The sequence below is a fragment of the Pantoea leporis genome (assembly GCF_028048155.1).
GTDB classification, from domain to species: domain Bacteria; phylum Pseudomonadota; class Gammaproteobacteria; order Enterobacterales; family Enterobacteriaceae; genus Pantoea; species Pantoea leporis.
Window position 1 is genome coordinate 161,613 of sequence record NZ_JALMEU010000011.1, and the last position, 15,263, is coordinate 176,875.

Annotated in this window: 22 protein-coding genes; 19 read left to right on the forward strand and 3 right to left on the reverse strand. The window is 55.0% G+C overall.

Annotated features, from left to right (window positions below; all coding sequences use genetic code 11):
* Positions 1-40 precede the first annotated feature (40 nt).
* The 3 genes from MWH02_RS21120 to MWH02_RS21135 all read left to right on the forward strand — a co-directional run bounded on the left by MWH02_RS21120 (position 41) and on the right by MWH02_RS21135 (position 2,504).
* Positions 41-229 (forward strand): hypothetical protein, encoded by a 189-nt coding sequence (locus MWH02_RS21120; protein WP_049850574.1) that lies wholly within the window; start codon positions 41-43, stop codon positions 227-229.
* Between the two features lie 112 nt (positions 230-341).
* On the forward strand, positions 342-599 hold the full coding sequence (locus tag MWH02_RS21125) for a hypothetical protein (RefSeq protein WP_061720362.1): 258 nt from the start codon (positions 342-344) through the stop codon (positions 597-599).
* A 240-nt stretch (positions 600-839) separates the two neighbouring features.
* The gene (locus MWH02_RS21135) at positions 840-2,504 is read left to right on the forward strand and encodes a P-loop NTPase fold protein (protein WP_271461381.1); all 1,665 of its coding nucleotides are present in this window, start codon (positions 840-842) and stop codon (positions 2,502-2,504) included.
* Between the two features lie 37 nt (positions 2,505-2,541).
* Here MWH02_RS21135 and MWH02_RS21140 read toward each other — a convergent pair whose 3' ends face one another.
* Both MWH02_RS21140 and MWH02_RS21145 read right to left on the reverse strand, forming a co-directional pair.
* Positions 2,542-3,573, reverse strand: a complete 1,032-nt coding sequence (locus MWH02_RS21140) for a phage portal protein (RefSeq protein ID WP_271461382.1) — start codon at positions 3,571-3,573, stop codon at positions 2,542-2,544.
* Positions 3,574-5,340, reverse strand: coding sequence for a terminase ATPase subunit family protein (locus tag MWH02_RS21145; RefSeq protein ID WP_271461383.1), 1,767 nt, complete (start codon positions 5,338-5,340; stop codon positions 3,574-3,576).
* Positions 5,341-5,482: 142 nt separating this feature from the next.
* Here MWH02_RS21145 and MWH02_RS21150 point away from each other — a divergent pair, with 142 nt between their 5' ends.
* From MWH02_RS21150 to MWH02_RS21200, 11 genes are all read left to right on the forward strand, one after another.
* Entirely contained in the window at positions 5,483-6,334 is an 852-nt protein-coding gene (locus MWH02_RS21150) for a GPO family capsid scaffolding protein (RefSeq protein ID WP_271461384.1), read from the forward strand.
* Between the two features lie 46 nt (positions 6,335-6,380).
* The gene (locus MWH02_RS21155; protein WP_271461385.1) at positions 6,381-7,442 is read left to right on the forward strand and encodes a phage major capsid protein, P2 family; all 1,062 of its coding nucleotides are present in this window, start codon (positions 6,381-6,383) and stop codon (positions 7,440-7,442) included.
* Between the two features lie 2 nt (positions 7,443-7,444).
* On the forward strand, positions 7,445-8,095 hold the full coding sequence (locus MWH02_RS21160) for a phage terminase small subunit (protein ID WP_271461386.1): 651 nt from the start codon (positions 7,445-7,447) through the stop codon (positions 8,093-8,095).
* A 98-nt stretch (positions 8,096-8,193) separates the two neighbouring features.
* Positions 8,194-8,658, forward strand: coding sequence for a head completion/stabilization protein (locus MWH02_RS21165; RefSeq protein ID WP_271461387.1), 465 nt, complete (start codon positions 8,194-8,196; stop codon positions 8,656-8,658).
* On the forward strand, positions 8,658-8,861 hold the full coding sequence (locus MWH02_RS21170; RefSeq protein WP_271461388.1) for a tail protein X: 204 nt from the start codon (positions 8,658-8,660) through the stop codon (positions 8,859-8,861). Before MWH02_RS21165 ends, MWH02_RS21170 begins: the two co-directional genes overlap by 1 nt.
* Positions 8,862-8,864: 3 nt before the next feature.
* A complete protein-coding gene (locus MWH02_RS21175; protein WP_009127601.1) occupies positions 8,865-9,077 on the forward strand; it encodes an HP1 family phage holin in 213 nt (70 codons plus the stop codon).
* On the forward strand, positions 9,058-9,573 hold the full coding sequence (locus tag MWH02_RS21180) for a lysozyme (protein WP_271461389.1): 516 nt from the start codon (positions 9,058-9,060) through the stop codon (positions 9,571-9,573). Before MWH02_RS21175 ends, MWH02_RS21180 begins: the two co-directional genes overlap by 20 nt.
* Positions 9,570-9,998 (forward strand): Rz-like lysis system protein LysB, encoded by a 429-nt coding sequence (lysB, locus tag MWH02_RS21185; RefSeq protein WP_271461390.1) that lies wholly within the window; start codon positions 9,570-9,572, stop codon positions 9,996-9,998. Before MWH02_RS21180 ends, lysB begins: the two co-directional genes overlap by 4 nt.
* Complete coding sequence (gene lysC / locus MWH02_RS21190) at positions 9,889-10,131, forward strand: Rz1-like lysis system protein LysC (RefSeq protein WP_271461400.1); 243 nt, start codon at positions 9,889-9,891, stop codon at positions 10,129-10,131. Before lysB ends, lysC begins: the two co-directional genes overlap by 110 nt.
* Entirely contained in the window at positions 10,094-10,534 is a 441-nt protein-coding gene (locus MWH02_RS21195; protein ID WP_271461391.1) for a phage tail protein, read from the forward strand. The genes lysC and MWH02_RS21195 overlap by 38 nt, the downstream gene beginning before the upstream one ends.
* On the forward strand, positions 10,527-10,973 hold the full coding sequence (locus MWH02_RS21200; RefSeq protein ID WP_271461401.1) for a phage virion morphogenesis protein: 447 nt from the start codon (positions 10,527-10,529) through the stop codon (positions 10,971-10,973). Before MWH02_RS21195 ends, MWH02_RS21200 begins: the two co-directional genes overlap by 8 nt.
* Here the strand turns inward: MWH02_RS21200 and MWH02_RS21205 are convergent, their stop codons facing one another.
* Positions 10,974-11,936, reverse strand: a complete 963-nt coding sequence (locus MWH02_RS21205) for a hypothetical protein (RefSeq protein WP_271461392.1) — start codon at positions 11,934-11,936, stop codon at positions 10,974-10,976. It abuts the gene before it with no gap.
* Between the two features lie 86 nt (positions 11,937-12,022).
* Here MWH02_RS21205 and MWH02_RS21210 point away from each other — a divergent pair, with 86 nt between their 5' ends.
* From MWH02_RS21210 to MWH02_RS21230, 5 genes are all read left to right on the forward strand, one after another.
* Positions 12,023-12,601: a phage baseplate assembly protein V gene (locus MWH02_RS21210; RefSeq protein ID WP_271461393.1), complete on the forward strand. Its 579-nt coding sequence runs from the start codon at positions 12,023-12,025 to the stop codon at positions 12,599-12,601.
* Positions 12,598-12,954 (forward strand): GPW/gp25 family protein, encoded by a 357-nt coding sequence (locus MWH02_RS21215; RefSeq protein ID WP_271461394.1) that lies wholly within the window; start codon positions 12,598-12,600, stop codon positions 12,952-12,954. Before MWH02_RS21210 ends, MWH02_RS21215 begins: the two co-directional genes overlap by 4 nt.
* Entirely contained in the window at positions 12,941-13,855 is a 915-nt protein-coding gene (locus MWH02_RS21220; protein WP_271461395.1) for a baseplate J/gp47 family protein, read from the forward strand. The genes MWH02_RS21215 and MWH02_RS21220 overlap by 14 nt, the downstream gene beginning before the upstream one ends.
* On the forward strand, positions 13,852-14,460 hold the full coding sequence (locus tag MWH02_RS21225; RefSeq protein WP_271461396.1) for a phage tail protein I: 609 nt from the start codon (positions 13,852-13,854) through the stop codon (positions 14,458-14,460). The genes MWH02_RS21220 and MWH02_RS21225 overlap by 4 nt, the downstream gene beginning before the upstream one ends.
* Positions 14,457-15,263, forward strand: an 807-nt coding sequence (locus MWH02_RS21230; protein ID WP_271461397.1) for a phage tail protein, incomplete at its 3' end; no start/stop codon positions are given. The genes MWH02_RS21225 and MWH02_RS21230, both read left to right, overlap by 4 nt.

The following is a 15,263-nucleotide window of genomic DNA, read 5'->3' on the forward strand; positions in this document are numbered from 1 at the left end:
TACTGTACGTATAACCAGTTGTTCATTGTGCGGAGGGAATATGCAGGATTATTTTTTGGAGTCGATGAAGCTCCAGCGTATTGATTTATTTATGAAACTTGTTGCTGCTAGTGATTGCACGGATGACGAGAAGCAGCTTGCCATTCAGTGGGTCTCTGAACTGACCGATGAGCTGATGCGGAAAGTCAGAAGCCACGAATATTCTCGCATGATGCACGCTTCAGATTAGTTTTTTCAGATGTCACGCGTAGCAAGATGTGATCGGATGGAAGCTACATATCACGCCGGGATGCTTACGAAAGGTGAGTCCGAACATAACGAGAGTTGCGAGGCGTTAAGCCATGGCTAAAAATCCCGAAAAATTCCAGATCGTTTACCGAGGTGAGGTACTCACTTACTACAAGCCCGGTGAATGGGTGTTTTTCCAACGGCCGAAAGAATGCGGCGGGGGTTACTGGCTCGGTAAAACCTACGACTTCGTTTTCATGCTTGAGATTCCATATCCCATTTCTTTACGGCAGGGCATGGATTTTCTGAATGAAGCAGAAGGAATTGGCATCCACAAATCAGCTTCTGTGGACGACTTCAAACTGGAGTGAAGAGTGCATGACTATGCCGCATGAATTCGCATGATCCGAAAAGGATCGCTTTACCCTCGGCCCGCCAGTTCTGGCGGGCTTTCGTTTATGTCATGCAGGTGCATGAAAACCGCATCATAAAGCGCGCAGGCGTGGCGGGGGTACGAGCGCGGGCTGACGGGAATGTATCATCACTAAGTATGAAAAATTGCCATATCACGGTATGATTTTTAAAGGTTAAAATATACTTAGGGTATTATTATGACATTAAAAGTAGTTAAAGATCAGATCCTCAAATTTGTATCTCAGTCAACACCAAGTGTTATGGCTATTAAAGGTGAGTGGGGGGTCGGTAAAACATTTAGTTGGAATAAGTTTCTTGATGAGGCAAAACAGGAAAGTATGATTTCTGCATCAAGATACTCTTACGTTTCCCTATTTGGAATTTCTTCTCTGGAAAAATTGAAACAATCAATTTTTGAGAATGCCATTTCTAAAGAATCAATAGGTAATGCACCAAGCTTAGAAACTTTAAGTAGTAACACTAAAGGCATGCTCGAAACTCTTGGTCGAAGTTCTTTAAATAAATTGAGGGATTTACCATATTTAAAGGTGGCTACGCCTGCTATTGAAGCTTGGTCATTTATGTCTATTTCTCAATATTTGATATGTATTGATGATTTAGAGCGAAAAGGTACTGCGTTAGAAATAAAAGAAGTGTTAGGTCTAATATCTTTACTCAAAGAGCAAAAGAAATGTAAGGTCGTTCTTCTACTTAATGATGGAACTAATGAGGTTAAAGACTATGAGAAATTTAAAGAGAAGGTGATTGATGTTGAGTTACAGTTTTCGCCATTACCTCATGAATGTGCAAAAATAGCATATGATGGCAGCAAAGAATATCATAAGGACTTATCGGAGTACTCTACTGAACTTGGTATAAAAAATATAAGGATTTTAAATAAAATTGAGAGAAGTATTAGCAGCGTATGGCGTTACTTTGATGATTCTGAGGCCGATGTCAAAGTACAATTTCTAAAAAGCGTAACCTTAATGAGCTGGGCTTACTATTGTTCAAAGTCTGATAGTAATGTTCCTAACCTTGAATTTATAGAATCATTGGGAAGTATATATTCTGTTGGAGGGAAGGATGCAACGGAAGAGGAAAAAAAATGGAAGGAGATTTTACTTAGCTTCAACTTTATTAGTGTTAATGAACTAGATAAAAAAATAGCTAGTTTGGTAAGGCATGGCTATGTGGATGGTGATGAGTTAACTTTGGCACTAAATGAGGCTAACTCAAGATCTATACAATTTAAGAAATCGAACTCATTTCGCAAAGCATGGGAAACTTTTCACGATAGCTTCAATGACAATGAAGATGAAGTCATTGAAAGTTTTTACTCAAGTTTAAAAGAAAATGTAAGCGAAATATCTCCAAATGATCTCGATAGTGTAATTGGAGTTCTTAGATTTTTAGGTTATGAAGTAAAAGCTTCAGAATTAATAGATTTTTATGTTGATGAGAGAAGGTCAACACCAGAGATATTCAACTTAAATAGCTTTGACATATACAGGCCTTTAAAGGATGAGGTGTTGAAACTACGTTTTGAAAAAGCCTTTTCTGAATCGGTCCCTAAACGTAGTTTACAGGAGGTTTTAGAGTTTTTGTCAGGTAGAAATGGTTGGAATGATGAAGATGTTGATGTGCTAGATGATGCATCAATCGAAGATTATTATAATTTTTTTAAAAGTCTAAGTGGGCCTCATCTTACATCTACTATAGCAACCAGTCTTAAGTTTTCACGTATAGGCAATGCAAGTGAGAAAATGATATCTATTACTCATAAGGTTAAGGTAGCTTTACAAAAAATAGCTGATGAGAGTAAGTTGAATAAGTTGAGAATGGAAAAATTTAACTTCTAAGTTTGAAATGGATAGCGCCTAATTAGGCGCTTTATAGTTAACTTAAAGCATATTCGTTAAATTTAATTATTTCTTCTCCTATCCACTCATTAAACTCAATAAACCGCTTTTGTAACGGCATGAGTTCGTTTCGCACAAATACGCGGCTGGCTTTCTCAACATCACCAAAGCCGCCTGTATTGTTTGGGATGATGCCCATCATCTGCGGTGGCACACGGTGCGCGGCCATCATGTCGTCACGGCTAACGTTTTTGATATTCAGAAACTCATCCTTAGCCGCCACCTCTGACAGGGGGATAATCTGGATCCCGTCTTTCTTCCCGTTCGGCGAGTACATAAACAGGTTGCGGAAGTTGCCCGGCCCCTTGGCACTCTTCATTGCCTGGCGGATATTGTTCACGTCTTCCTGATTCTGCGCGGCATCGGTCATATACATAATGAAACCGGCGTGGCTGCCGTTCAGGTAGTATTTACGGCGAAACAGCGTTGCCGACTCGTTTAGCAGGGTGGACGGGATCGCCGAAAGGTATTCCGGCAGGCCGTAAACCTCCTGATTTAAATCCGGCTCCATCAGGTGAAACACGCTGCCTTTGGTGAACTCGTAAGGCTGCGTGTTCATGCCGTACTGCACGAACCAGTAGGTGTCCAAATCGGTGCCGCGTCGTGTGAATTTTGCCAGTGCCGGCTCAAGCGCCAGCACACCGCCGAGCCTGTTGGTACGCTTCTCCAGATAGGCGTTGCCGAACACCAGATAGTCCTGCACAAAACGGCTGAATGCCTGCTGACTCAGCAGCGGGTGAGGGATGAAGGTGCTGGTGAGGATGTTGCGCTTCACGTTGATCGGCGAACTGTGGTGCACGGCGGCGCGGAACGTGCGCGCCAGCCCGTCAAAGCTCACCGGTGGTTCATACCACTTATCCATGACCACGCATTCCACGTAATCCAGCAGCTCGCGGCGGTCCAGCACCGGCACCGGGTCACCAAAGGTAAACGCTTCTGCCGCCGGGCCACCGGTCATCTGTTGCTGCTGCACGGGCTGCTTGCGCGTGCGGTTCCTGCGTTTGCTCATTTAAAAAATCTCCATGATGTTGCCGGTGTGGGCGGCTTCGCCCTGTAGCGGTTCGTTTGCCAGCGCGTGCATGGTCGCCCACGCCAGATCGGCGTGACTCGCTTCTTCGCTGCGGCTGGCTTCGTAGGTCGGGCGGTTGCCGCTGGCCGTGGTGGTGCGGCGGATTGCCATGAATGACTGCGCGATGTCTAGGTGCCCGGCGTCGAACTCCAGACGCCCGCTGCTGATGATGTCGAACGCCTTCAGCACCAGGGCATTTTTCACGTTCGGGTTATAAACAAACTCCTTCACCGCCGGATAAAACATCTTCACGTTCTCGTACACGCCGAGGCCGACGCCCGTGGAGTCGATGCCGATATATGTCACGTTGTACTGCTGCGTCAGCTTTTTGATGGACTCGGCCTGCGCGCGGAAGTCCATACCGCGCCACTGGTGGCGCTCCAGAATGCGGAACTTGCCGCCCGGCACGGCAGGCGGGGCGATTACCACGCACCCGGCGCTGTCGCCGTTCTGCGTACCCTTCGCCGGGTCATAACCGATCCACACTTCACGCCAGCCGAACGGCCGCAGCGCCAGCGCTTCGAAGTCGCTCCAGATTTCCCAGCTGTCCACCATGCACTTCTGCAGCAGCTGCAGCGGGAACACGGACGCCAGATCGTCCACGAATTCGCACATCAGCAGGTTCTGGTATTCCGGCGGGCTGTATTCGAGTCGCAGCTGGTCGAGGTCAAACAGGTTACAGCCGCCGCGCACGGCGTCCTCAACGGTGACAATCTGGCGGAACTGGCCGTCATCGCAGAAGCGGCCGGGCGAAAGGTTCATGTGCGACAGGTCGATGTCCACGCGGTCAGCCTTGGCGCGGCCCCGGTTGAACAGGCCGCCGGACCAGAACGGATAGGCGCTATGCGTCAGGCTGGACGGGGTGGAGAAATAGGTTTGCCGCCACTTCTTGTGCAGCGCCATGCCGGACGCCACCTTGCGCAGCTCCTGAAATTTCGGGATCCAGAAGTATTCATCCAGGTAAAGGTTGCCGTGGTAGCTCTGCGCGGTGCGAGCGTTGGTGCCGAGGAAGTACAGGCACGCGCCGTTGCTGAGCGTCATCGGGTCGCCTTTCAGCTCTACATCCACCTCTTTAGCGAACTCAATGATGTACTGCTTGAACACGTGCGCCTGTGCCTTACTGGCTGACAGGAAAATCTGGTTGCGTCCGGTGGTCAGCGCATCCAGCAGCGCCTCACGCGCAAAGTAGTAGGTGGCGCCAATCTGGCGCGACTTGAGCACGTTGCGGATGCGGTGCTTGTTGCCCGCGTCCCACCACTGGCGCTGGTAGCCGAACATGGAGCCGTGGAAAATCTCCTGTAATTTCTCCACCTGTTCGTCGGTAAACACGTTCTTTTCCGGCGGCTTGCGCGGCCCACTGTTGCGGTTCGCTACGTTAGGATTGAGATCCGCCTCGTTGCCGCCGTTGCTGAACTTACCGATGCGGGCATGCCGCTCGGACTGGCGCGCCAGCAGGTCGATCTCCTTGAAGTCTCTCCCTTCTTTTGTCTCCTTCATGATCAGCTGGCAGTAGCGCGCGGCGGTGGTCAGCTGCATCTGGTCAAGCGGGCCGTAGTCGCCCCACTTGTCGCGCTTCTTCCAGCTGTGAACGGTTGCGGGTTTCTCTCCCAGCATTTCAGCAATGCGGGCGATACGGTATCCCTGAAAGTAAAGCAGCATGGCCTGCCTGCGGGGATCGAGGTCTTCGGGGGCGAGTGTCGTTGTCATGGCCCCAAAATACGGCCCCGCCGATCCCTTTTCTGCCGTCTGCCGTTGTGTGGAAGCCCGCACAACGTGCCCGCGTTGTTTCACACCCCTCTGAACCGCAAACATAAGGCTTCAAAGCGATTTACCCAACGGAGCCTGACCTATGGCAGTTAAAGCAAAGCGTTTTCGTATCGGGGTGGAAGGTGCCACCACGGACGGGCGCGAAATTTCCCGCGAATGGCTGGAGCAGATGGCCGCCGCCTATAATCCGGCGGTTTACACCGCGTCCATCAATCTGGAGCACATCAAGTCCTACGCCCCGGACAGCACCTTTAACCGCTACGGCACGGTAAGCGCGCTGGGAACGGAAGAGATCACCGACGGTCCGCTGGCCGGAAAGCTGGCGCTGTATGCCGACATCCTGCCGACGGATGCACTTGTGGCGCTGGTGAAGCAGGGCCAGAAGCTTTTCACCTCCATGGAAGTCAGCACCAAGTTTGCCGACACCGGCAAAGCCTATCTGGTTGGCCTGGCTGCCACCGACGACCCGGCTAGCCTCGGCACCGAAATGCTGGCCTTCAGCGCGAAAGCCGAGCTGAACCCGCTGGCGAACCGCAAGCAGCACCCGGAAAACCTGTTCACCGCCGCCACCGAAACCGTGATCGAGCTGGAAGAGGTGGAGGACAAGCCTGCACTGTTTGCCCGCATCACCGCTCTGTTTGGCAAAAAGCAGCTATCCGATGATGCCCGCTTTTCTGACGTGCATCAGGCGGTGGAGTTGGTTGCTACCGAGCAGCAGGAATTCAGCACCCGCACCGATAAGGCGCTGGACGAGCAGGCGGAGCGCCTGAGCAAGCTGGAAGCCGAACTGGAAACGCAACTGGCCGACCTGAAAGAGCAGAAAGAAGACTTTGCCGAACTGAAGCAGCAGCTGGGCCGCGAAGACAGTCGCGCCGATTTCCGTCAGCGCGCACCGGGCGGAAGCGGTGTCAGTGAGAACCTGACCGACTGCTGATACGGGCCATTCCACTTTACATAACTGATTTCAGAGAAACTGACCGATGAAAAAAACGACCCGATTTAAATTTAATGCCTTCCTCACTCAGCTCGCGAAGCTCAACGATGTAGAGGTGCCGGACATCAGCGCGAAATTCACCGTCGAGCCGTCCGTAGCGCAGAAGCTGGAAAGCAAAATTCAGGAGTCTGCCGCTTTCCTGAAGATGATTAACATCATCCCGGTGGACGAGCAATCCGGCGAAGTGCTGGGGCTGGGCGTAGGTTCGACCATTGCAGGCACCACGGACACCTCTTCACAGGAGCGCCAGCCGACCGATCCGACTTACATCGATGGTACTGGCTACAAGTGCACCCAGACCAATTTCGATACCGCGTTACCTTATGCGAAGCTGGATTTGTGGGCGAAGTTCCAGGACTTTCAGACCCGCATTCGTGACGCCATCATCCAGCGTCAGGCGCTGGACCGCATCATGATCGGCTTTAACGGCGTGAAGCGTGAGAAAACCTCAAACCGCGTAGAAAACCCCCTGCTGCAGGACGTCAATATTGGCTGGCTGGAAAAAATCCGCCAGGAATCACCGGTGCATGTCATTAAGGGCATCCCGCAGGAAAACGGCAGTCTGTCTTCTTCCGTTCGCGTCGGTAAAAACGGTGACTTTGCGAATCTGGACGCTCTGGTGATGGATGCGGTTAACCGCAAAATTGGCGTTCAGTATCAGGACGACACCGATCTGGTAGTGGTTTGTGGTCGCGGTCTGCTGGCAGATAAGTATTTCCCGCTGGTGAATCAGCAGCAGCCAAACACCGAGGCTCTGGCCGCTGACCTCATTATCAGCCAGAAACGCATGGGCGGCTTACAGGCCGTGCGTGCGCCTTACTTCCCGGCTGATGCCTTACTGATCACCCGCCTCGACAATTTCTCCATTTACTGGCAGGACGAGAGCCGCCGCCGCGCCGTCATCGACAACCCTAAACGCGATCGTGTCGAGAATTTTGAGTCCGTCAACGAGGCGTACGTGGTTGAGGATTACGAATGCGTTTGCCTGGTTGAAAACATTGAAATGGGCGAATTCGCCGCACCTGCGGCCAGCGGCGCAGAGGCATAAGCATGGCTATGAGTCCTTTTCAGCGGCACACGCAATATGTTCTGGCACAGGAGGCCGCCCGCAAGGGCGGCAGTGGCAGCCACTTAAAGGGCTATGACCTGATGCTGATGCAGCTCGGCGAAGACCGCCGCCGCCTCAAGGGCATTCAGTCCACAGTGAAGAAGGCCGAAATCAAGGTGGAAGTCCTGCCTAAATATGTGCCGTGGGTGGACGGCGTGCTGGCCGCCGACGGTGCGCAGCAGGACGACGTGCTGATGTACGTGATGCTCTGGCGCGTTGATGCCGGTGATTATGCCGGTGCGCTCGCCATTGGCCGCCACGCTATTCGCCACGGCTGGTCGATGCCGCAGGGCTTTAACCGCAACGTGCAGACGCTGCTGGCCGAGGAGATGGCCGACGCTGCTAAAAACGCCCTTGTGGCAAAAACCGACTTTGACCCCGACCTGCTGATGCAGACGCTCGACGTGATCGGCGATCTGGATATGCCCGATCAGTCGCGCGCCCGCCTGCACAAGTCGCTCGGCTGGGTGCTGCGCGAAAGCCAGCCCGTTGCCGCGCTGAACCATCTGCGGCAGGCCATGCAGCTCGACGAGCGCTGCGGGGTGAAAAAAGACATTGAGCAGCTGGAGCGGAAAATCCGCCACGCCAGCTGATAACCGGACGTGCCCACGCGCGGGGCGGCACGGGGTAGCGACAGGCAGCGCCGCATCAAAACCCCGTCCACCGCCCACCTATTCAGGAGAAATAAGGCATGCAGTTTGTAGCGCCGGAAAAGGCGACGGGAACGCCGGAAATTATCCCCAACAACTCATTCTGGCCGGACATCGATCTGGCGACGTTTCGCAGCGTGATGCGCGTTGACGGCACCGTGACGCCGCAGCGTCTGAAGCAGGTGGTGCTCACCGCGATGGCGGAAGTGAACGCGGAGCTGTACCCGTGGCGCGAACAGCAGGAGCTGCGCGGCTTCAACGGGCTGACCGATGTACCGGCGGAGCAGCTGGCCGGGCGCAGCGTGCGTCTGCATCACTATGAAAATGCGGTGTGGTGCTGGGCGCGTGCGGTGCTGAACGAGCGTTATCAGGACTTTGACGCCACCGCTGCCGCTGCTAAGCGCGGGGAAGAACTTGAAGACGCCACCGGCGATCTGTGGCGCGACGCACGTTGGGCCATCAGCCGTGTACAGAACGCGCCGCACTGCACCGTCGAGCTGATCTGATGAAAGTGCGCGCGCAGCAAAACGACACGGTAGACGAGATCTGCTGGCGTCACTACGGGCGCACGCAGGGCATGACGGAGCAGGTATTGCAGGCCAATCCGGGGCTGGCGGAGCACGGCCCCATTTTACCGCACGGGCTGGAGGTGGAGCTGCCGGACGTGACGGCGGCGGCCACCGTGCAGGCCGTCCAGCTTTGGGACTGAATCATGTGGGAAAGAATCCGCGCCGGGATCGTCTGGTTTATTGCTGTCGGTATGGCATGGCTGGGCGACATGTCGCTAAAAGATGTTTCAACCGTGGCCGGGGTATTAATCGGCCTGCTGATGGCAATCATCAGCTGGTACTACAAGCGCAAAACCTATCAGCTGCTGGCCGCCGGGCGCATCACGCGGGAGGAATATGAATCTGCAAACCGTTAAGCGCTGTACCGTTGGCATGGTGCTGGCTATCGTCGCGACGATGCCGGGTTTCCAGCAGCTGCACACCTCGGTCGAGGGACTGAAGCTGATCGCCGATTATGAGGGCTGCCGCCTGAAGCCGTACCTGTGCGACGCGGGAAAATGGACCGACGGCATAGGTAACACCGTCGGCGTGGTACCGGGCCGGACCATCACCGAGCGGCAGGCTGCGGGGAATTTCATTACCAACGTGTTACGCGTTGAAGCGGCACTGGCGCGCTGCGCTGCGGTTTCCATGCCGCAGCCGGTATACGACGCGCTGGTGTCGCTGGCGTTTAACGTCGGCACCGGCAATGCCTGCGCTTCAACTATGGTGGCACTCATCAAAAAGGAGCGCTGGCGCGATGCCTGTTATCAGCTGCCGCGCTGGGTGTTCGTGAAAGGCGTCTTCAATCAGGGACTGGATAACCGGCGAATGCGTGAATTGGCATGGTGCTTAAAAGGAGTAACAGCATGATGCGCGCGCTGGCAGCGCTGGCGCTCGTTCTCATTGCCGCGCTTGGCGTGCAGTCGTGGCGGCTCAGCACCGCCCAAAACAAAATCGACGCGCAGGTGAAAGATTTAGCCGCGCAGGGCAAAAAGCTGTCGCAGAAAAACGGCCAGCTGATTGCCCTCAACATTCTGACGCAGACCAGCAGCCGGGCGCAGACGCAGCTTTACGCCGCCGCCGAGCAGAACGGCACGCTGCTGCGTGACCGGCAGCGCACCATTGAGGAACTTAAACGTGAAAATGACGAGCTTCGCCGCTGGGCTGATGCCCCTTTGCCTGATCCTGTTATCCGGCTGCGCCAGCGTCCGGCCCTCACCGGAGGTCAGTCTTACCGTGAGTGGCTGTCCGCGAATCACCCCGTGCCGCCTGGACGAAGCCGCACCGCGCCGTAACGGCGACCTGCTGGCGCAGCTGGACGACACCGAGGCCGCATGGGCGGCCTGCGCCGACAAGGTCGACATCATCATCAGCTGTCAGGATAAAGACGATGAACAAGCCGCAGTCCTTGCGAAACGCCCTGAATAAAGCCGTGCCCTACGTGGCCGACAACCCGGACCGCCTGCATCTATTCGTGGACAATGGCGCGGTGGTTGCCACCTCCGCCACGTCGATTTCATGGGAGTACCGCTACACCCTGAACGTGGTGGTAACGGACTTCACCGGCGACCAGAATCTGCTGATGGCGCCCGTTTTATTCTGGCTCGGCGTCAACCAGCCGGACGCGCTGCAGAACGCCACCGAGCGCGAGCGGCTTTTCACTTTTGAGGCGGACATTCTGGGCAATGACCGCTGCGACATCAGCATGAACCTGAAGCTGACGGAGCGAGTGATCGCGAAGGAAGTGGACGGCGTGATGTCGGTTGAGGCTGTGCCGGAGCCCGAAGCGCCGGATGATGCTGACGAAGGCTGGGCGGTGCGCCGTGGCTGAATTGCATGAGGTTGAGGAGTGGCTGGGTGCGCTGCTGTCACAGCTTGAACCGGCTGCGCGCACAAGGATGCTGCGCGAAGTGGCGCGAGATGTACGACGCATCCAGCAGAACAACATCACGCTGCAGCGCAGCCCGGACGGCACAGCATGGGAGCCGCGACGTGTCACCGCGCGCACCAAGCCGGGCCGCATTCGCCGCAAGATGTTTGCGAAGCTAAAAATGGCGAAATACCTCAAAGCGCAGGCAAACTCAAATCAGGCTGAAATTGCGTTTGTGCCCGGGGTGCAGAAGCTGGTCCGCGTGCATCACTATGGACTGCGGGATCGGGTTAACCGGCGCGGCATGGAGGTCAAATATGCCGAGCGCCCGTTGCTGGGCATCAATGATGAGGTGGAAAGTAAGGTGCGGGAAGCATTGCTTCGCTGGCTTTCAGAATAACTAAGGGTGATGCTTTGTTTTCTCCCAGACTGCGCGTTCTCTCTGTAAGATTGGTACACAAATTTCCTTAGCTGACCATTCTGGTCGAATTGAAGTATGGAATATTGTTCGAAATGTATATTGGAAGCGGTATTCAAAAAGCTCTTTCCCATACTGAGCTTCGAGAAGAATATGAATTGCAGCAACAGCATTAATTAATGCCTCAAACGTAGCTAGGTGTTTTGTTCCACCACGGTTATGCTTTACCTTATTGTATGCGTTATACCAGCTTAAAGATTTTGAATAATTAGGTGCACTCCATTCTTTAAAGGGGCTGAATGAGCCTAACGAGGGATAGGAGGGAAGCTCAACAACATACTCATTTAGTTTTTGAATGGGTAAGCACCAAATATAATCTTTTGTTGTATAATTGTCTTTACTATCGTTCAACGGTTTTTTACCATTTTCAATAACCGTTCGTTGTAATAAATATTCGACTTCAGTGCATGCAACTATCAGTTGTTCTCTTAATCTATTGCCATAAGCGTTGAAGTTTCCCTGCTCAGGCTCAATTGTTCTGAAAATTTCAACTAATGACTCCGCAATATTATCATAGGCTCGAATTTCATCTGCCCTTTCATTAGTATTAATTTGGTGATCGCTTAGGCCGGGTTCGTTGCGATTAATTCTTGGGAAGTAACTCCCTGCATCTGTAACTTTAGATGTTTTAATTATTTTCTGTGCGCCAACATCAAAATGCTCCCGAATTTTTAATGACATAGCTTCATGTATCATTTCCTGAGTAATAATAAAAGACTCGGGGTCTCCTGAGAGAATTCTTTCAAACTCAAGGCCCGTTTTCCAAGAACCTCCACCAATGTATTTCGCCGAATAATTATAGGGGAAAAATCTGCAATTCCCGTCTTCATCTTGAAAATAACCAATCAAGCCACCTGTTGTTTCATAGATATAGCTTTCAATCATGTGTGTTATCCATATCAACTTTTGTGCCATTGACCTTACAAGCTCAAAGTAGTGAGGTAAATATTTATAGGTGCCATTGTGTGCTGATGAACGAAAAACTCACCGAAATCATGCGCCTTATCACCAACCTGATCCGCACTGGCACCGTGTCCGATGTGGATCCGGCCAACTGGCTGTGCCGGGTGAAAACGGGCGAACTTGAAACCAATTGGATTAACTGGCTCACCTGCCGTGCCGGTAAAACGCGTACGTGGTGGCAGCCGTCCATCGGCGAGCAGGTTGTGCTGCTGAGCCTCGGCGGCAATCTCGAAACTGCCTTCGCGCTGCCGGCCATTTATTCCGATGCCTTCCCGCCGCCCGATTATTCAGAGAACGGCAGCACCACCGTGTTCAACGACGGCGGCTGGTTCCAGTACGAGCCGGACACCGGCCAGCTGCTGATTAAGAACATCAAAAGCGTGCGCATTGAGGCCGCAGACGGGATTCAGCTGATCACCGATCAGCTGGGCGTTGACGCCAGCCAGACTCATATTAACAGCGAAACCGTAATGAATGGTGCGGTGACGCAGGGTGGCGGCGATATGAGTTCAAACGGCGTGGTGGTTGATAAGCACAAACACGGCGCCGTGAAGTCCGGCGGCGACACGTCAGGAGGCCCGCAATGATGTATCTCGGCATGAACCGCGACACCGGCGAAGCCATTACCGACACCGAGCACATCCGCCAGAGCGTGCGCGACATTCTGATCACGCCGGAAGGCAGCCGCATCGGGCGTCGTGAATACGGCTCGCTGCTGTCGGTGCTAATTGACCAGCCGCAGAACGACGTGGTGCGCCTTCAGGTGATGGCGGCGGCGTACACGGCGCTGAGCCGCTGGGAGCCGCGTATCCGCCTCAGCTCTTTGAACATAACCAGCGCCTTTGATGGCTCCATGGTGGTTGAGCTGAACGGCCAGCGCGCCGACGGCTCACCGCTCGCAATGTCTGTGCCTACGGGGGTGAACAATGGCAGTAATTGACCTTTCGCAGCTGCCCGCACCGGAAGTGATCGAGGTGCCGGACTTTGAAACGTTGCTGACCGAGCGCAAAGAAGCGCTGATTGCGCTTTATCCGGAGGACGAACAGGCCGCCATGCGCCGCGTGCTGGCGCTGGAATCCGATCCGATAGTGAAGAGCTTACAGGAAAGCGTGTACCGCGAAATCCTGCTGCGCCAGCGCATCAACGAGGCGGCGCAGGCCGTCATGGTGGCTTATGCACTGGGCAGCGACCTCGATCAGCTGGCCGCTCGCTGTAACGTGCAGCGCCTGACCATCACCCCGGCTAACCCGGACGCCGTGCCGCCCGTTGAGGCGGTGATGGAATCGGACGATGCGCTGCGCGTGCGTGTGCCGGAAGCGTTTGAGGGTTTGTCAGTTGCTGGTCCGACGGCGGCTTATGAGTTTCACGCCCGCAGTGCGGACGGGCGTGTGCAGGACGTGTCGGCCATCAGTCCGTCCCCGGCAACGGTGCTTGTCACCGTGCTGAGCCGCGAGGGCAACGGCACGGCAGCCGCTGATTTACTGAATACAGTGGACAAAGCGCTGAATGACGAGAGCGTGCGCCCGGTGGCAGACCGCTTATCCGTGCAGCCTGCAGCCATCAACGACTACCGCGTGCAGGCGAAGCTGCACCTGTTCGACGGCGTGGCCGCAGCGCCCTGTCTTGAGGCGGCAAACGAGCGGCTCGCGGCCTACCTTATCGAACAGAAAAAGCTGGGGCGCAGCGTGCGCCGCGAGTCGTACGGCGCGGTGCTGCGCGTGGCCGGTGTGGACTGGGTGGAAATCACCGAACCGGCCGCCGACATCATCATGGACCGCACGCAGGCGGGCAACTGCACCGGGACGGACATCAGCGTGGCGGATGATGAGGTACTGGCATGAGCAACAGCCTGCTGCCGCCCGGCTCATCCGCGCTGGAGCGCCGTCTGACGCAGGCGTGCAGCGGGATTTCCGGGCTGAACGTGCCGCTGCGCGACCTGTGGAACCCGGACACCTGCCCGGTGAATTTTCTGCCCTATCTGGCATGGGCGTTTTCGGTGGACCGCTGGGACGAAAGCTGGGCGGAAAGCGTGAAGCGCAAGGTGGTGAAGGACGCGTTTTATATCCATCAGCACAAGGGCACTGTCAGCGCGATCCGACGCGTGGTGGAGCCGCTGGGCTATCTCATCCGCGTGATTGAGTGGTGGAAAACCAACGACGTGCCGGGCACGTTCCGGCTGGACTTGGGCGTGCTGGATACCGGCATCACCGAGGAAATGTATCACGAGCTGGAGCGCGTGATTGCGGACGCCAAGCCGTGCAGCCGCCATCTTATCGGGCTTTCAATCACCCTGGACGCAAACGGCACGGTGCCGGTGGCCGTTGCCAGCTACAGCGGCGACGAGCTGACCGTTTATCCCTATACCCCTGAACTTATCAGCGTCGGCGGGCCGGTGTATTCCGGCGCGGCGGTGCATCTTATCGACCTGACGGAAGTGAGCGCATGACGACAAAATATTTTGCCCTGCTGACCAATCAGGGCGCGGCTAAGCTTGCCAACGCTGCCGCGCTCGGCACCAAAGTGAACATCACGCAGCTGGCCGTGGGCGACGGTGGCGGCACGCTGCCTACGCCCGATCCGGCACAGACGAAACTTATCGGCGAGAAGCGCCGCGCGTCGCTTAACTCGCTGACGATTGACGCCGCCAACGGCAGCCAGATTATTGCCGAGCAGATTATCCCGGAGGATGAGGGCGGCTTCTGGATCCGCGAGGTTGGCCTGTTCGACGCTGACGGCGTGATGATTGCGGTGGCTAACTGCGCCGAGACCTACAAGCCGCAGCTCGCCGAGGGCAGCGGGCGCACGCAGACGGTGCGCATGATTATCATCGTGAACAGCACCAGCGCGGTAACGCTGAAAATCGACCCGTCGGTGGTGCTGGCGACCCGGCAGTACGTGGACGATAAAGTGCTGGAAGTGCGCCAGTACGCCGACGGGCTGCTGGATGCACACATCAAGGCTGCAGACCCGCATACGCAGTACGCGCCGAAAGACAGCCCTACGTTTACCGGCAGCCCGAAAGCACCGACGGCGGCAGTGGGAAATAACTCCACGCAGCTGGCTAATACCGCGTTTGTGCAGGCCGCGCTGGCCGCGCTGGCTGGCGGCGCGCCTGCGGCACTGGACACCCTCAAAGAACTGGCCGACGCGCTGGGCGGTGACGCGAATTTCTCCACGACTGTGCTTAATAAGCTGGCTGGAAAAATGGACATCGCTAGGAACGGCGCGGACATTGCGGACGTATCAGCG

Coding starts and splice junctions, on each gene's coding strand:
- MWH02_RS21120 (WP_049850574.1), top strand. CDS start 41: ATGCAGGATTATTTTTTGGAGTCGATGAAGCTCCAGCGTATTGATTTA.
- MWH02_RS21125 (WP_061720362.1), top strand. CDS start 342: ATGGCTAAAAATCCCGAAAAATTCCAGATCGTTTACCGAGGTGAGGTA.
- MWH02_RS21135 (WP_271461381.1), top strand. CDS start 840: ATGACATTAAAAGTAGTTAAAGATCAGATCCTCAAATTTGTATCTCAG.
- MWH02_RS21140 (WP_271461382.1), bottom strand. CDS start 3,573: ATGAGCAAACGCAGGAACCGCACGCGCAAGCAGCCCGTGCAGCAGCAA.
- MWH02_RS21145 (WP_271461383.1), bottom strand. CDS start 5,340: ATGACAACGACACTCGCCCCCGAAGACCTCGATCCCCGCAGGCAGGCC.
- MWH02_RS21150 (WP_271461384.1), top strand. CDS start 5,483: ATGGCAGTTAAAGCAAAGCGTTTTCGTATCGGGGTGGAAGGTGCCACC.
- MWH02_RS21155 (WP_271461385.1), top strand. CDS start 6,381: ATGAAAAAAACGACCCGATTTAAATTTAATGCCTTCCTCACTCAGCTC.
- MWH02_RS21160 (WP_271461386.1), top strand. CDS start 7,445: ATGGCTATGAGTCCTTTTCAGCGGCACACGCAATATGTTCTGGCACAG.
- MWH02_RS21165 (WP_271461387.1), top strand. CDS start 8,194: ATGCAGTTTGTAGCGCCGGAAAAGGCGACGGGAACGCCGGAAATTATC.
- MWH02_RS21170 (WP_271461388.1), top strand. CDS start 8,658: ATGAAAGTGCGCGCGCAGCAAAACGACACGGTAGACGAGATCTGCTGG.
- MWH02_RS21175 (WP_009127601.1), top strand. CDS start 8,865: ATGTGGGAAAGAATCCGCGCCGGGATCGTCTGGTTTATTGCTGTCGGT.
- MWH02_RS21180 (WP_271461389.1), top strand. CDS start 9,058: ATGAATCTGCAAACCGTTAAGCGCTGTACCGTTGGCATGGTGCTGGCT.
- lysB (WP_271461390.1), top strand. CDS start 9,570: ATGATGCGCGCGCTGGCAGCGCTGGCGCTCGTTCTCATTGCCGCGCTT.
- MWH02_RS21195 (WP_271461391.1), top strand. CDS start 10,094: ATGAACAAGCCGCAGTCCTTGCGAAACGCCCTGAATAAAGCCGTGCCC.
- MWH02_RS21205 (WP_271461392.1), bottom strand. CDS start 11,936: ATGATTGAAAGCTATATCTATGAAACAACAGGTGGCTTGATTGGTTAT.
- MWH02_RS21210 (WP_271461393.1), top strand. CDS start 12,023: ATGAACGAAAAACTCACCGAAATCATGCGCCTTATCACCAACCTGATC.
- MWH02_RS21215 (WP_271461394.1), top strand. CDS start 12,598: ATGATGTATCTCGGCATGAACCGCGACACCGGCGAAGCCATTACCGAC.
- MWH02_RS21220 (WP_271461395.1), top strand. CDS start 12,941: ATGGCAGTAATTGACCTTTCGCAGCTGCCCGCACCGGAAGTGATCGAG.
- MWH02_RS21225 (WP_271461396.1), top strand. CDS start 13,852: ATGAGCAACAGCCTGCTGCCGCCCGGCTCATCCGCGCTGGAGCGCCGT.